At 45.4% G+C, this 15,828-nt stretch carries 15 protein-coding genes and 1 riboswitch; of the genes, 8 read left to right on the plus strand and 7 right to left on the minus strand.

Annotation, left to right across the window (positions count from 1 at the left end; translation table 11 throughout):
- Positions 1-40 precede the first annotated feature (40 nt).
- Together KNP94_RS06940 and KNP94_RS06945 are read right to left on the minus strand one after the other, a co-directional pair.
- A complete protein-coding gene (locus KNP94_RS06940) occupies positions 41-1,201 on the minus strand; it encodes an ArgE/DapE family deacylase (RefSeq protein ID WP_214766286.1) in 1,161 nt (386 codons plus the stop codon).
- Positions 1,202-1,467: 266 nt separating this feature from the next.
- Positions 1,468-2,289 carry an SDR family oxidoreductase gene (locus KNP94_RS06945; RefSeq protein WP_088838255.1) on the minus strand — a complete coding sequence of 274 codons (822 nt, stop codon included), beginning with the start codon at positions 2,287-2,289 and terminating at the stop codon, positions 1,468-1,470.
- Between the two features lie 148 nt (positions 2,290-2,437).
- Here KNP94_RS06945 and KNP94_RS06950 point away from each other — a divergent pair, with 148 nt between their 5' ends.
- The gene (locus KNP94_RS06950) at positions 2,438-3,295 is read left to right on the plus strand and encodes a hypothetical protein (protein WP_215115485.1); all 858 of its coding nucleotides are present in this window, start codon (positions 2,438-2,440) and stop codon (positions 3,293-3,295) included.
- Positions 3,296-3,379: 84 nt separating this feature from the next.
- Positions 3,380-5,245, plus strand: a complete 1,866-nt coding sequence (htpG, locus tag KNP94_RS06955; RefSeq protein ID WP_215115486.1) for a molecular chaperone HtpG — start codon at positions 3,380-3,382, stop codon at positions 5,243-5,245.
- 365 nt (positions 5,246-5,610) lie between these two features.
- On the opposite strand, the gene KNP94_RS06960 is transcribed toward htpG, so the two are convergent.
- Together KNP94_RS06960 and manA are read right to left on the minus strand one after the other, a co-directional pair.
- A complete protein-coding gene (locus KNP94_RS06960; protein ID WP_088838252.1) occupies positions 5,611-7,194 on the minus strand; it encodes a Na+/H+ antiporter NhaC family protein in 1,584 nt (527 codons plus the stop codon).
- Between the two features lie 104 nt (positions 7,195-7,298).
- A riboswitch (Lysine riboswitch) is annotated at positions 7,299-7,474 on the minus strand.
- Positions 7,475-7,583: 109 nt separating this feature from the next.
- Positions 7,584-9,392, minus strand: a complete 1,809-nt coding sequence (manA, locus tag KNP94_RS06965; RefSeq protein WP_215115487.1) for a mannose-6-phosphate isomerase, class I — start codon at positions 9,390-9,392, stop codon at positions 7,584-7,586.
- 150 nt (positions 9,393-9,542) lie between these two features.
- Here manA and KNP94_RS06970 point away from each other — a divergent pair, with 150 nt between their 5' ends.
- The 5 genes from KNP94_RS06970 (at position 9,543) to KNP94_RS06990 (ending at position 13,788) form a co-directional block, all read left to right on the plus strand.
- Positions 9,543-9,839 carry a PTS sugar transporter subunit IIB gene (locus KNP94_RS06970; RefSeq protein WP_088838250.1) on the plus strand — a complete coding sequence of 99 codons (297 nt, stop codon included), beginning with the start codon at positions 9,543-9,545 and terminating at the stop codon, positions 9,837-9,839.
- Positions 9,840-9,843: 4 nt separating this feature from the next.
- Entirely contained in the window at positions 9,844-10,173 is a 330-nt protein-coding gene (locus KNP94_RS06975) for a PTS sugar transporter subunit IIA (RefSeq protein ID WP_088838249.1), read from the plus strand.
- Between the two features lie 14 nt (positions 10,174-10,187).
- A complete protein-coding gene (gene celB, locus KNP94_RS06980; RefSeq protein ID WP_088838248.1) occupies positions 10,188-11,525 on the plus strand; it encodes a PTS cellobiose transporter subunit IIC in 1,338 nt (445 codons plus the stop codon).
- A 30-nt stretch (positions 11,526-11,555) separates the two neighbouring features.
- A complete protein-coding gene (locus KNP94_RS06985; RefSeq protein ID WP_088838247.1) occupies positions 11,556-12,977 on the plus strand; it encodes a glycoside hydrolase family 1 protein in 1,422 nt (473 codons plus the stop codon).
- 82 nt (positions 12,978-13,059) lie between these two features.
- Positions 13,060-13,788: a GntR family transcriptional regulator gene (locus tag KNP94_RS06990; RefSeq protein ID WP_088838246.1), complete on the plus strand. Its 729-nt coding sequence runs from the start codon at positions 13,060-13,062 to the stop codon at positions 13,786-13,788.
- 54 nt (positions 13,789-13,842) lie between these two features.
- Here the strand turns inward: KNP94_RS06990 and KNP94_RS15890 are convergent, their stop codons facing one another.
- The 3 genes from KNP94_RS15890 to KNP94_RS07000 form a co-directional block, all read right to left on the minus strand.
- On the minus strand, positions 13,843-14,286 hold the full coding sequence (locus tag KNP94_RS15890; RefSeq protein ID WP_251132607.1) for a hypothetical protein: 444 nt from the start codon (positions 14,284-14,286) through the stop codon (positions 13,843-13,845).
- On the minus strand, positions 14,249-14,590 hold the full coding sequence (locus KNP94_RS15895) for a hypothetical protein (protein WP_251132608.1): 342 nt from the start codon (positions 14,588-14,590) through the stop codon (positions 14,249-14,251). Before KNP94_RS15895 ends, KNP94_RS15890 begins: the two co-directional genes overlap by 38 nt.
- A 161-nt stretch (positions 14,591-14,751) precedes the next feature.
- Positions 14,752-15,081: a heme oxygenase gene (locus KNP94_RS07000; protein ID WP_029332105.1), complete on the minus strand. Its 330-nt coding sequence runs from the start codon at positions 15,079-15,081 to the stop codon at positions 14,752-14,754.
- Between the two features lie 84 nt (positions 15,082-15,165).
- Between KNP94_RS07000 and KNP94_RS07005 the strand changes: the two genes are divergently transcribed.
- Positions 15,166-15,798, plus strand: coding sequence for a methyltransferase (locus KNP94_RS07005; RefSeq protein ID WP_215115488.1), 633 nt, complete (start codon positions 15,166-15,168; stop codon positions 15,796-15,798).
- The last annotated feature ends 30 nt before the right edge of the window (positions 15,799-15,828 follow it).

The raw sequence follows: 15,828 nt of genomic DNA on the forward strand, positions 1-15,828 counted from the left end.
TCGAGTCTTCGAAAGAGAAGGCTTGAGCGGTTTTTTTCGTTCAGGCTAGGGGTTCAAGTGCGAGTTGCTTACATAACGCAATCGTCTGGAAATACTCCGACAAGGGAATCGATTCATCGACTTGATGGGCGAAACGGAAGTCGTGGAACGAAGCGACGGCAATCGGGAAGGTCCGGTTGGCTTGGCTGAACATGGCTCCGTCCGTCCCACCCGGAATCGCAACGCGCCGCGCCGGATGACCCGTGATGGTTTCCATGTGTCGTGCAACCGTTTCGAGGAACGGTGCATTCGCATCCGTCTCACATGAAGGAATCTCTTTGATGACACGCAGGGTCATCGCGAACGTCGGATCTTCCTTACGCAGCCGTTGTTCGATCTGCGCAAAAGCTTCTAAAATCTCGAGGCGTCCGAATCCGGGAATCGTCCGGATGTCCATGTAAAAGGAAGCGTTACTCGGGATGACATTCGGACCTTCTCCGCCTTGGATCGACGTGATCGAGGCGACGACAGGACCGAGTTGCGGGTGGCGATTGTCGGTGATCGTGAAACGGTCCGACTTCACTTCCTGAATGACACGATACAGATCATCGATGGCATTTTTTCCGAGTTGCGGCGCGGAACTATGAGCCCCTTTACCGACGCACGTCACTTCGATTCCGACGACACCTTTTTGAGCATACCCAATCATTCCGCTTGTCGGCTCCGTGATCAACAGCGCATCTAAATCGTCGGCGTCACCACGTTCCGTCAAATACTTCGCGCCTGTCATACCATTTTCTTCATCAGATGTAATAAGTAGTTTGAGATGATTCGGGCGGTCCGCACAGTCCTTTAACTCAATCATCGCATTGACCATTGCCATCACACCAGACTTCATATCGGATGCCCCGCGACCGTAAATCCGTCCGTCGCTGATTTCACCACCAAAAGGTTGTTTTGTCCAACCGGTCGTTTGGACAGGTACGGTATCAAGATGACCCGAGAAACCGATTGTTTTTGGTTCGGTGGCTACCTCGCTTGCCGGAAGGGTCGCGACGAGACAGATTCGTTTTGGCGCGACCTCAATCCATTCGGTTTCGATTTCGTGAGTGGTCAAGTAGTCATAGACAAAAGTCGCGACGTCTCGTTCCCCGTCGAGCGGATTGACACTCGGAATTTGCAGGCAGTGTTGCAGTGATTCGATTTGTTGTTGTTGCGTCATGCTGATTCCTCCTTGATTTACATTCACTAGAGTATTCCCCGAAAAAAAGCTATCCGAGAGATAAACAAGCGAGGAGAAAATTTAAAATCGCGGTATTTCTTAGAATCAAATGGGCCGTTTTTAAGAGGATGCGTCAAAGGACTGTGGTCAAAAGGCGCAGATTGTTGATTTAATAAGTCGAAGGACATACGAAAAAGAGGAGGACGATTCGAAATCGTCCTCCTCTTTATTTAGATGTTGCGATGTTTCATGCGTCAAATGGATCGTTATTCAGCATCCGTTTTCCATTTATCATCAATCAACATCTCGCCAGGCCATGTGTAGGCCATGATCCCGCCGTCTGCTGTGATGTCTTCACCTGTCACGTAAGAGCTGTCGTCGGAAGCGAGGAAGAGGGCAACCGTTGCCATCTCACGTGGTTTCCCGAGACGACCCATTGGTGTGATCCATGCATTGGCATCACGGAATTGTTTTCCTTGGTCTTCGTCTTTTCCACCGACGAGCGTGTCGATGAGTGGTGTTTCGATCGTACCTGGTGAGAGCGAGTTGACACGAATGCCCTCACGCGCATAATCGATTGCCATCGCCCGTGTAAAGTTCGTGATTCCACCTTTTGCTGCGTTGTAACCTGAGCGGTTTAAGTCGGCAGCGCGACCTGACATCGATGACGTATTGATGATCGATCCGCCCTTCTCAAGCATTAAAGGAATCAAGAATTTACTCGTCAAGAATGTACCACGTAAGTCGACCGCGATGATTTGGTCAAACAGTTCAATCGGATATTCATGGACTTTTCCGCCTTGCTGATCAATCCCGGCATTGTTGAACAGAACGTCAATCGTTCCGTACGTGTCTTTCAGCTGTGTCGCGAGCTGTTCGACACTATCGACTTGCGTGACGTCGACGTGAATCGCTTCCGCTTGTCCACCAGCCTGTTTGATTTTTTCGACCGTCTCCTGTGCTTTTTCAAGATTGACGTCAGCACAGACGACTTTCGCCCCTTGTTCGGCAAAGACGAGTGCCGTTGCTTGACCAATTCCTGTAGCTGAACCTGTAATAACTGCTACTTTATTCTCTAATCGACCCATGTGTAATTTCCTCCTTCTAAGTACTCTTGCTCCGAATGTTGTTCACCTTATGAATCATTCCCTTGACTTTGGAGGATAAACCTACTGAACTGTCTAGCAATCCATGAGAACGGGAACAGATGAAAAGTGAAAACCCGACAGGAAAGGAATGAGAACGCTGACATCCGAACAACGTGAATATGCAAAAAAATTACTCGATGAAGCGATTCTGTACCAAATCGAGTTAGAGAAAGATGTATTTAAGAATGAGTTGATTGACCGGACGACACCGGTCTTATGGTTTGGTGACGTAAGCGAGCGTAGCTGGCTTACGATTGCGACGAATCCGTCGGCAGGCCAGTTTTTGAACCGGGATGGCACGTTACGCTATGAGACGACAGGACCATTCGTCCTAAGAGAAGTCGATGCGCCGCTTACGGAGTACCGGACGGACCAACGATTTAATCAAATGATTGATTCCTATAATCGTTATTTCAAACAGCCGGACATTTATAAATCGTGGTTCGGACGAGAGGGGGGAGGAAAATTGGAAGGTTTTCTGAATGGATTCGAAGCTTCTTTTTACGGAACCGGAGAGCCGGTCATCCATACGGACTTCTTTCCCTTTCCGACGAAACGGTACATGGGAACGATTGCTCAGCGACATGAACTGGAAGAAACCGTATTTGGTCAGACGTTCCTTTTGAAATTGATTCGTCTCTTTTCGTTACGCGGCATCATTCTCCTCGGACGGGAACATACGGAACGTTACCGGACAATCGATCAGACGGCTACATGGCAAGCGCCCGAGCCGGTCCCGGGGTATCCGGATGCCGTCTTCGAACTCGGGTATTCGGAACAATTTTCCGTTCCAATCATCGGTCTTCACTTTAAACCGAGTGAGCAGTTCATCGGACTCGGGAATCGGCCGGACTGCCATGGTGTCAGTCATGGCACATACGGGTCGGCGGAAAGCTTACGTAAAATCGGAAAATATATCCGCAGCCGACTCGAAGAAGGGGATTGACACTATTTTTCCAATCCGTAATAATAGATTTGTATTAGCACTCTTATTGTTAGAGTGCTAAAGAAGAACTAGGGGGCATCGGAAATGGAAACGAAACAGTTCAAGGCAGAGTCGAAACGTTTACTCGAAATGATGATTCATTCCATCTACACACATAAGGAAATCTTTTTACGTGAGTTGATTTCGAACGCTAGTGACGCGATAGACAAGATTTATTACAAAGCATTGACGGACGAGACACTGACATTCGAAAAGGATGCCTATAAGATTACGATTGAACCAAACCAAACGACACGACAGCTCGTCATTCGTGATACGGGAATCGGGATGACGAAAGACGAGCTCGAAGCGAATCTCGGAACAATCGCGAAGAGTGGGTCACTTGCCTTTAAGGCGGAGAATGCCGCGCAAGACGGACACGACATCATCGGACAGTTCGGTGTCGGCTTTTATTCGGCATTCATGGTCGCGGATGTGGTCACGGTCATCACGAAACCATTCGGTAGCGAAACAGCGTACAAGTGGGAGTCGCACGGTGTCGACGGTTATACGATTGAAGAAGTCGAAAAAGCTGTAGTCGGGACGGAAATCACGCTGCACATCAAAGCGAACGAAGAAGATGAAAATTATGATGAGTATTTAGATACACATCGTTTGCGGACGATCGTCAAAAAGTATTCCGACTTCATCCGCTATCCGATTGAGATGGAAGAGACGGAACGTCAACCGATTGAAGGATCGGACGAGATGGAAGAAGTGAAGGTCGTCAAGACAATCAACAGCATGGTGCCGATTTGGCGGAAAAATAAACGGGAGTTGACGGACGAGGATTACACGAACTTCTATCAAGAAAAACGATATGGATTTGATACACCAGTCAAGCACATCCATATCAGTGCAGATGGTGCCGTCCGTTATCAATCGATTTTATTCATTCCGGAGCAACCGTCCTTCGACTATTATTCGAAAGAGTTCGAGAAAGGGCTTGAACTGTATGCGAACGGCGTCTTGATCATGGAAAAATGCAGTGACCTCTTGCCGGACCACTTTAGCTTCGTCAAAGGGATGGTCGACTCGGAAGACTTGTCACTCAATATTTCACGTGAGTTGTTGCAGCACGACCGCCAACTCAAATTGATTGCAAAAAACATTCAAAGTAAGATTAAGACGCAACTTGAAGGACTGCTTCGTGACGATCGCGAGAAGTATGAAGCCTTTTATCAAGCCTTTGGTCGTCAATTGAAGTTTGGAATCTACAATGATTACGGCATGCATAAAGAGACGGTCAAAGATCTTGTCCTGTTCCACTCGGCAAAAGAGAAGAAGCTGGTCACGCTCGCTGAATACGTCGCGGCGATGCCGGAAGATCAAAAATACATTTACTATGCTTCAGGGGAAAGTACGGACCGTTTAGATAAGTTGCCACAGTCGGAGCTTGTCAAAGACAAAGGGTTCGACATTCTGTACTTTACGGAAGAAATCGATGAGTTCGCGATTCAAATGTTGCTCAACTATGAAGGAAAAGAATTTAAATCGGTTACGAGCAGTGATCTTGGAATCGAGCAAGCGGATCAAGCAGAAACGACCGAAACACAAGTCGAGATGTTTACAGCAATGCAGGAAGTGCTCGCTGGGCAAGTCAAAGAAGTCAAAGCTTCGTCACGCTTAAAATCACATCCGGTCTGCTTCGCGACGGATGGTGCCGTTTCGATTGAAATGGAGAAAATTCTTAAGTCGATGCCGAACAACCAAGATGTTTCAGCCGTGAAAATTTTGGAGTTGAACACGTCACATGACGTCTTCCAAGCCATTGAAACGGCCTTTAAAGAAGACCGTCCGAAATTTGAACGCTATACGAAATTAATGTACCAACAAGCGTTGCTCATGGAAGGCTTGCCAATCGAAGATCCAGTTGCGTTTGCAAATGAAGTGTGTGCCTTGATGGTGTAAGAATGATCGCTTCAGCGTGTAGACAAACGCTTATGAAGCGTGAACATGCGATATCGAATTGCAATTCGTTCGTGCTTTCCTGTATTTCTCTCACGGTATTACCTAAAAAGCATCACGTTTCGTTGACTCCTACGGGGAAAAGTGCGTTTTTAACGCACTTTCAGAGGCAGGCAAGACCCTGCTCGTTGTCCGTAAGGATCAAGGAGCAACGGCTTGCGCCTCGCCCGAAGAAAGCAACGAAAAAAAGACGCTTTTTATTTCTCCATACCATGTTGTCTACAACTTAAAAAAAGGGATTGCACATCACGGTAGATGGCAATCCCTTCTTTTTTTCTCGTCTAGGCTAAGCTGAGCGTTATTTTTTATTATTCAGCGCGAAGTTCAGTTGGTACTTTACCGCGCTTCGAGACGACATTCAGGACGACGAGTGCGAGTAAGAAGGCGATAAGTGCACCGATGAAGCCGATGATTGATGAATCGGTTAAACCGAGCACAAGGTAGCCGACTGCCGATGTCGCCGCACCAACCAACGCATACGGAAGTTGTGTCGTGACGTGATCGATATGATGCGAACCGGCACCTGTCGAACTGAGAATCGTCGTATCGGAAATTGGTGAACAGTGGTCTCCGAAGACGGATCCGGCAAGAACGGCAGCGAGCGTCGGAAGTAAGAGATTCGGTTCGACCGCCATGATGAGGTCAGCACCGATCGGCAGCATGATACCGAATGTTCCCCAACTTGTACCTGTCGAGAATGCCATTAAGCTTGCAATCAAGAACAATAAGAAGGGGAGGTACGAAGCAGAAATCGACTTACTGACGAAGCTTGCTAAGTACTCACCTGTTTTCATGTCACCGATAACAGCGATGATTGTCCAAGCGAATAATAAGATGACGACAGCAGGCCACATGGATTTCATCCCAGCCCAGATGCTGTGTCCGTATTCGCGCGCCGGGATTTTCCGACCAATCAACATCAGGAAAGCAACGACTAAACTGATGACGACACCAGCAACGAGTGAACGTGTTACGTCTGTCGCTTCAAATGCACCAATCAACGTAAATGCACGATTGTCAGCAGCGAGTGCCTGAGCACCGGTAAAGAGTAATGCGGAAACCGTTGCAATGACGAGAACGATAATCGGAACGACGAGGTCACGTACTTTTCCACCTTCGTGTTCTTTGACTTCCTCTGCCATCCCCATCGGTGTTCCTTTACTTGCGTCGAAAAGTTCACCTTTTAATGCACGAAGTTCATGCGTCCGCATCGGTCCGACCGCAATCCCTGTGTACGCGATGTAAAGCGTCAGCAATAGAGCGAAAATCGCATAGAAGTTGAGTGGCACGATCATCATGAAAGCACTGAATGCGGAATACTCCGTAATCGAATGTGTCGTCAAGATACCCGCGATGATTGAGATGATGAACGCTCCCCAACTTGAAAGCGGGCTGATGACACAGACTGGAGCAGCCGTCGAGTCAATAATATAAGCAAGTTTTGCACGCGAGACGCCACGACGGTCCGTTAACGGACGACTGACATTCCCGACAGCAAGACTGTTGAAGTAATCATCGATGAAGATTAAAATACCTAAACCAAATGCTGCGAGGCGAGCGCCGCGCGCTGTCTTGACGTGTGTTGTTGCCCATTCACCGAAGGCATGTGCACCGCCCGATGTTTGGATAAGCGTCGATAGAACACCGAGTAATAGTAAGAAGATGAGTAATAAGACGTTCCATTCATTTAACGCCCCATCCGCCCAAAATAGACTAAAGATGTTTTTGCCGAGATAGACGACCGTATCGATTGGATTAAAGCTATGCAGCAATAAAGCACCAATCAAAATACCGACACCAAGTGAAATAACGACTTTGCGCGTCACGATTGCAAGTGCGATTGCAATGACAGCTGGAATGAGCGCAACGATTGAATCTGAATAATTGACCATTGTGTGGTTCCTCCTCTTTTTTTAGAAGATGAGACCCATTGCATATAAAAAAGCAAGGGCACCGGCAACAAAGCCGACACCCTTGCTGGATGCGTCTTTCTTAGCCGAATTGGAGCGCTCCATACAAAACACGTATGGCAATCGAACGGGTATTTCCCAATTCGACCAGTACCATCAAGTCAGACACTTGACGATACTTCGGCAGCATTACCTTTCCTTGATCGTCCTCGTTGTCATCCTCAGATCAAATACTCATTAAGACCGCGCCTCTACCTCATCGATAGAATAGTCATATTCTTTTAATAAGAAAACCTTATCATATTTCAGAAAAAAGTTTCAAGTCTGTTTTTAAAAAAAGTAGTAAAGTCTGTTCAAAAGGAACAATGAAGTTATTCGGCGTTCATCCGATTTAAATGGGCAGCACCGATGACACCGGCATTTCCTTCCAATGCAGCTGAGCGAATGATTGTTTTTTGACGTAACGTCGGGTAGAGACGGGCATTGACGGCTTGTAAGAGCTCTTCCCAAAATAAATCGGCGGAAGCCGTAACACCGCCACCGATGATGACGGCTTCCGGATCAAGTGTGTGAATGATGTTCGCTACGCCTGTTGCTAAATGATTTACGAAACGAAGCCTTTCCTGTGTATTGCCAAGAAGTTGTGCAATAGAAGATTCATTTAATGAATCAGCCCGCGTCTGAAGAGCCGTACCGCTTGCTAATCCTTCGAGTGAGCCTTTGTTCAAGACGTGATGTTCCGGTCCAGAAGCATCGATGATCGTATTTCCGATTTCACCAGCATATCCGTGTGCGCCTCGAATCAACGTCTTTTGATAGACATATCCACCACCGATTCCTGTACTGACTGTCATGTAATAGATGGATGTATAGTCTTGTCCTGCCCCGAACAATGCTTCGCCGAGCGCGGCGGCATTTGCATCATTTTCAAGGGAAACCGGGATGTTGAAGAACTCTTCTAACGGGCGAACTAAATTTACATCGTCCCAACCCGGCAGGTTTGGAGGTGACAATAGCCGACCCGTTGCTGCATCAAGCGGACCAGGCGCTGCGATACCAATTCGTTCGACTTCAAATTCTTCAAGTAGCTTTTGGATGGCTTGTCTTAAATGTTTAATTGTATAGTCCGGGCCAGCAGCCGCCTCTGTCAAAAATCGATATTGTTTTACGACATGGTGCTGATTGATTGCGGCAACACGCGTGTGAGTCCCACCAAGATCAATTCCGATGTGAAGTCGTTGTTTCGGTGTTGGATTTGGACCAGTCAATAGAAGTTTCCCCTTTCCAGAAACGGTACAAGTTACTTTTGCCGGAATCAGAACCGTGTCTCCGGCGGTATAACGCAATTGGTTGATGATCAGCGTGCCACTGATGATAGTGATGACTTGGAAGGAAGTTCGTGGTGCAATCGTAATCATGTCATGGATGGCCCATTCCTCGACAAAAAAATAGGCGTTGGTTGTCAGTAGTCTTGAACAAAAAGAGGTCGGTACATAAGGCTCCTCGTACTGGAAATGAGGAAATTGAATGACTTCGAGTGCTTCTTTAAGGTGGAGTTGACGCGGTTTGTTGGTCGAATGGTCAATTCGATCGTAATCGTACAACCGGTACGTGGTATCAGAGTTCTGCTGGATTTCGATGACAAGACACCCTTCGGTTAAAGCATGAACAGTACCTGCTGGAACGTAAAAAAAATCGCCGGGTGAAACAGGCAAATCAATTAAGCCGGAAGTTAAATCGTCTTCACGGACAGCGCGCAACAAATCAGCTTTTGTTTTGAAGTCATGCCCATAAATAATGGTGGCGTCTGCCGGACAATCGACGATATACCAGCATTCATTTTTCCCGTAAGGCTGTCCTTCTAGGCGACAGGCATCATGATCGTCAGGATGGACTTGAACGGATAAATCATCCGCAGCGTCAATCCACTTAATGAGTAAAGGAAAAGCTTCCGTTGTGTCCATCCCAAAGATTTCAGGGTGATTTGACCATAAATCCCGTAGTGCATCACCGGAAAAACGTCCGGCATTCACTTTGGTTTGCCCGTTTTGGTGATCAGCCAAGGTCCAAGCTTCACCGATGTTTTGTTTGCCTAACGTATCAAATCCATATGCACCAAGCTTACATCCACCCCATATCCGCTCCTGTAAAATCGGCTCAAAACAAATCAGTTCTTCCATGATTGTTCCTCCTCCAAGTTGTTTTCGATTACAACACTACACTTTTTAAAAATAAAAATAAACAAAATAAAAATCAAGTATAGACATGGATGTTAAAATCCGTATAATCAAAGTTGTAAGCGATTCCAAAACGCGGAAGGAATGGTTGAAATGAAAAAAATCATGTTGGCGTGTAGTTCAGGAATGTCGACGAGTATTCTCGTCACTAAGATGCAGGAACATGCCCAATCACTTGGTGAAGAGGCGACAATTTGGGCAGTCGGTCAAGACCAAGCTTTAAAAGAAATGGATGGAGCAGATGTTGTATTGATTGGTCCACAAATGCGCTTTTTATTATCAAAATTTCAACAAGCGACAGATAAACCAGTCGAAGTCATCGATATGATGGCGTACGGAATGGCCGACGGAAAAGCGGCCTATGAACAAGCCGTTAAGTTGATGGGGTGAAGAAATGAAAACAAATGAACAGACGATGGAACAAGTAGCATTCATGATGATTTTGCATAGTGGAAATGCGCGAAGTACGATTCGTGAAGCAATCGAAGTGTACAAGGAAGAATCATTTGAGGCATTTGAGCGGTTATTAACAGATGCCCGAGAACAGTTGCAAGAAGCGCACCAGATTCATTTCGGTCAAGTCCAAAAAGAAGCGAGCGGTGAGCCGACGACATTGTCTTTACTGCTTTTGCATGCAGAAGATCATTTGATGTCGACACAAACGATGCTTGATTTGACGTCAGGATTAGTTGAAATGATGGAACATAAATTTTCTCAAAAATAAGAGGAGGGATTGAAATGGCTGGTAATAGTAAGTGGTTCGATTTGTTGAGTCGTTTTCTGATGCCGATTGCGGCATATTTAAACAATAGCCGCTATCTTCAGACGTTACGTGACGCGTTCATGCTCGCTTTTCCGATTACGATGTTCGGTTCATTAATCGTTGTTATTGCGAATTTACCATTCTTAGATAAATTTATGTCGCCTGGAGTATTGGATGCTTTTAAAACTTCATTAGGAAACGCCCCCTCGGCGACGATGGGAATCATGTCACTATTCGTCGTCTTCGGTATCGGATATTATCTTTCGAAAAGCTATGATGTAGAAGCTGTTTTTGGTGGTGTAATCGCCCTTGTTTCTTTTTTACTTTTAACACCTTTCTTTGTAGCAGTCGAAAATGTTGCTGATCCTGTCGGAAATGTCATTCCACTTGACCGTCTCGGTGCAAAAGGCATGTTCCTTGCAATGATGACAGGGTTCTTAGCAGGAGAAATTTATCGATTTGTCGTTCAAAAAAACTGGACGATTAAAATGCCGGCTGGTGTGCCGACTGCTGTGGCTAAGTCATTTTCAGCTCTTGTGCCTGCACTTTTGACACTTTCCATTTTCCTTGGCATTAACATCGCTATCACCTCGCTTTTAGACACGAATCTCCACGATTTAATCTTTAATTTAGTTCAAAAACCACTCGTGAATCTTGGGAACGGTTTGGTTCCGACATTAATCGCCATCTTTTTTGTTCAATTGTTTTGGTTTTTCGGCCTGCATGGTCAAGTTATCGTCAATTCGGTCATGGATCCGATCTGGAACACTTTGTCACTTGAAAACTTAAACGCCTATACGGCGAATGGAGAACTCCCGAATATCATCAGTAAACAATTCATTGAAATTTATACAGTTGGAATTGGTGGTTCCGGTTCGACACTGGCTGTCGTCGTCGCAATCCTCCTTTTCATGCGCTCAAAACAGTTGAAGCAAATCGGTAAGTTATCGATCGGACCCGGAATCTTTAACGTCAATGAACCAATCATTTTCGGGTTACCAATCGTCATGAACCCCCTCATCATGATTCCCTGGATTTTTGCACCGTTGATTACCGTAACCGTTACTTATTTTGCGATGTCGACAGGAATCGTTCCGCCGCCAACAGGAGTTGCTGTGCCTTGGACGGTGCCGATGTTTATCAGTGGCATGATGGCAACGAATTCACTGGCGGGCGGATTGTTACAACTCGTCAACTTCGCCATTATCATGGCAGTGTGGTTCCCATTCCTAGTCTTCATTGACCGCTTGAATATGAAAAAAGAACGAGAAGAAGCGAATGTTGCCGGAGATGAAAATCAACATGTAGGTTGAATTCAAAAATAGAGATAGGACGTGGATGAGATGAATCAAACGGAAGTTACGACGGCAAAAGAACAAAAGTATACATTCCCTGCAGATTTTTGGTGGGGAACAGCAGCTTCAGCGACACAAACGGAAGGGGCAGCATTTGAGGGTGGAAAAGGACCGAACATTTGGGATCATTGGTACGAACAAGAACCGAATCGCTTTTTCGATGGTGTAAATGCAACGGTAGCCTCTGATTTTTATTATCGTTATGAAGAAGATATTGCGTTGATGAAAGAACTCGGACACAACTCGTTTCGAATCTCGATTTCCTGGTCACGTCTTTTTCCTGAGGGGCAGGGGGAAATGAATCCGATTGCCATTGATTTCTATAATCGTGTGATTGACGAATTGATTGCAGCGGACATCGAACCGTTCGTAAATCTATATCACTTTGATATGCCGCTTGCACTGCAAAACATCGGTGGCTGGGAAAGTCGTGCCGTCGTCACCGCCTATACAGAATATGCTAAAACGTGCTTTTCACTATTCGGAGATCGTGTCAGTAAATGGTTTACGCATAATGAGCCAATCGTCCCGGTAGAAGGTGGCTATTTATACGACTTCCACTACCCGAACGTTGTTGATTTCAAGCGTGCCGTTCAAGTGGCCTATCATTCGATTTTATCGAGTGCACTTGCAATACAGGCCTATAAAGAAACAGAGCAGACGGGTGAAATTGGCATCATCTTGAATTTAACGCCATCTTATCCTCGAAGCCAAAATGCTGGGGATGTGAAAGCGGCCCAAGTAGCCGACGTATTGTTCAATCGTTCCTTCTTGGATCCTTCCGTACTCGGAACGTTCCCGGCCGAATTGGTCGATTTATTGGAACAACAAGGTGCTTTGCCCGAGGTCGTTCAAGGTGACCTGGAACTCATCGCGAAAAATACCGTTGATTTACTCGGAATTAATTACTATCAACCACGACGCATCAAAGTAAAAGAGCACCTTCCGCATCCAGATGCACCTTTCATGCCGGAGCATCTGTTCGATTATTACGAGATGCCGGGAAGAAAAATGAATCCATATCGTGGCTGGGAAATCTACGAAAAGGGAATTTACGATATTTTGACGAACCTGCGAGAGAATTACGGGAACATCAAGTGTTTTGTTTCTGAAAATGGAATGGGTGTAGAAGGGGAGGAACGTTACCGGGACGAGGACGGCAGTGTTCAGGACGATTATCGCATCGATTTCATCGCCTCTCACTTGCAATGGATGCATCGTGCGCTGAAGGAAGGATCAAACGTCAAAGGTTATCACTTATGGACGTTCATGGATAACTGGTCTTGGAGCAATGCCTATAAAAACCGTTACGGTTTTGTCGGACTCGATCTCGCGACCCAAAAACGAACGGTCAAGAAAAGCGGCCATTGGTTCAAACAATTGATTGAAGAGCAAGGATTTACGAAATAATTGAAAAGATGATTAGGATGTCTAGTCCTGATCATCTTTTTTTGTTATATTATTTTTATATGTCTATACATGGGGTGAAGTCATGTCTATAAAGAAACAACCGAAATATGAGAAAATTGCTGATGAACTTCGCAAACGAATCCTAAATGGGGGATATGATGTCGATCAGGCGATGCCGGACGAAATCAACTTAGCAGAAGAATTCGAAGTCAGCCGGATGACGATGAAGAGAGCACTTGAGATTCTCGTCTTAGAAGGAATTATTTACCGACAACGGGGACAAGGGACGTTTATTTTACCATCGAATTTTTCACAAGGACGTATTAACGTTCTGAACAAAGAATCGCAAGGATTGACCAAATTGCTTGGGGAACGGGCTGTTAAAAGCGAAGTACTTCAATTTGAGGTGCGCTTTCCGGAGAAGGAAGTCGCACGACATTTGATGATTGAGCAAACGGATCCGGTCTATGAAATTAGACGTGTCCGCTACGTCGAAGGAGAGGCTTACGTGATTGAGCATACATTTATGCCTTCCTCCTTGATTACAGGTTTAACGAAGGCGATTCTCGATCAATCGATTTACCGCTATATTCAAGAAGAACTTGGTTATACGATTACGAGCTCGCACAAAATGATCCGTGCAGATAAACCGAATGAATGGGATCAAAAATATCTTGGAAATCTCGAAACCGATCCTGTCATCGAAGTGGAACAAGTCGTTTTTTTAGGGAACGGAAAACCATTTGAATATTCATTTTCGCGGCACCGGTATGACAAATTCGTGTTCACATCTGTGCATATCGGTCGATAAGAAGTCCCTGACGTCTCAGCGCGAAGCTGGTACGACAGGGACTCTTTTTTTGATTTAATCCGAACGCGTGAAGTAGTGAATCAATTGTTGGTTGAGGTAGGAACGGTTGTCTTCGAATTGACGTTTACGATGGCCATTAACACCAGAGGGATGAGGAAAACCCGATAAAAGAAAATGTTTTCGAATCCGTCCTTGATGAAGTAAGGTCCGAACCGTCGCCTCAACGATTCGGCCGAGCGGAATAATCAGGGCAGGTTCGTTTAATTGATTCAATTCTGCTGCGAAGTGTTCATACGCATAGTGTCGGAGTAAAGGGATACGATCTATCTTCGGTTGATGACCACTGTAGTTTTTCCCGCGATAGAAAACAGGATGTTTTAAGATGGAGGTCGCATGGAGTAATTCCTGGTGTTCATTAAATAAAGTAGCGGTCGTCGGAATCGACAGCATTGTCGCAAAATCAAGTTCGTCCAGCATCGTTACGAGATTTCGACGCATCACACCGGAAAAAGCTAGCTGAATAATTGGCGATTTTTGCCGCTTCCTCTAACGAAACACCATGGTGTAAGGCATCGGCCATCTCTTCGAACGCGATTCGCATCTGTTCAAGTCCTGGCGTAATTCCGACGATAATGACTTTTGCGAAAGGATTGATGTAGTCACCGATTGGGGAATAATAGACCGATAACTCATGTTCCGTTTGCAATAAAAAATCTTCTGTACAAATATCTTCTCGTGTCAACGACCGGTCGACAGGCAAATCTCGAATGACTTGTTCAAAAATCGTTAAGGAATCAATCATAATATGTCTTCTCTCTCTAGTATTGGACATATAATAACAATAAATGGAACGATATACAATTTAACCCTTGTTAAATATTGTGCGAGGTTAATTGCAAAATAACGTTTGAAAAATTAAATCCCCGAATCGATTTAAGGATTCGGGGATTTAAGTCGTATCGATTAACGTGTACTTTCTTTTACAGAAGCGACTTCATAGGTGATGATTTCACTGCCGAGCATCGGTGACTCCTGTGCCTCGCCTTCTTGCTGCGCAGGACGCTTATGCGATTCCTTGAAGTCATCACTGTTCCGCCATGCTTCGAAGTGCTTCATGTCTTCCCAGTACATGTTGACGTTCATTTCGTCATGTTCTTCGATATTTTGCGTTAATAGAACTTCGACACGAATGAATCCGTCCATCGAGTCGAGACCACTCGGGCGTGTGAAGCGAGGTGCTAGTGCAGCAGCCATCCCTTTTTTGACTTTAATCCGGTTCGTTACGACGATCATAAAAACATCCCCTTTTATCGAATTACGTACCTCTTTAGTATAGTACGATGGAGAAAACAATGCTTGAAAGAAGGAAGTTGAACTATGAATGAACAAGAATATGAAACGCGGCTCCACATTAAAACGATTGATGTCCAGCACCTCTACAATGCCTTCAGTCACTATAACCGTTATGAACCGACCCCATATGCAGCCCTGGATGAGCTATGCGCGGTCTATCCGTTTCATCCTGAGGATACGGTGATTGATTTTGGGTGCGGGAAGGGACGACTGAACTTTTATCTTCACGATCGGTTTGACTGTTCCGTCATCGGAATCGAGATGAACGGTCAGTTTTATGAGGATGCACTGACGAATCAGATGAATTACTTAAAAAAAGTTAAAAAACGGCGCGGGAGTCTTCAATTTGAACATGTCTATGCAGAAAGTTATCCGATTCCGGTAGAAGCGACAAAATTTTATTTTTTTAACCCTTTTTCCGTTCAAATTTTTATCAAGGTCGTCAACCACATCTTACAGTCGGTCGAGCAGGCGCCCCGGACCATCGATTTGATTCTTTATTATCCGGCAGATGAATACCGGTATTTTTTAGAGAACCAGACGGCGTTCGAACAAATCGAGGAAGTCCGGTTACGCGATTTATTCGAAAAAAATCATGATGAACGGTTTGTGATTTATCGATTCGCTACGTCCGACACGATGACAGAACAGGTATAACTAACTGTAGCCATTTCCTAAAAAAGAAAT

The sequence above is a fragment of the Exiguobacterium sp. s80 genome (assembly GCF_018618725.1).
In the GTDB taxonomy this organism is placed as follows: domain Bacteria; phylum Bacillota; class Bacilli; order Exiguobacteriales; family Exiguobacteriaceae; genus Exiguobacterium_A; species Exiguobacterium_A oxidotolerans.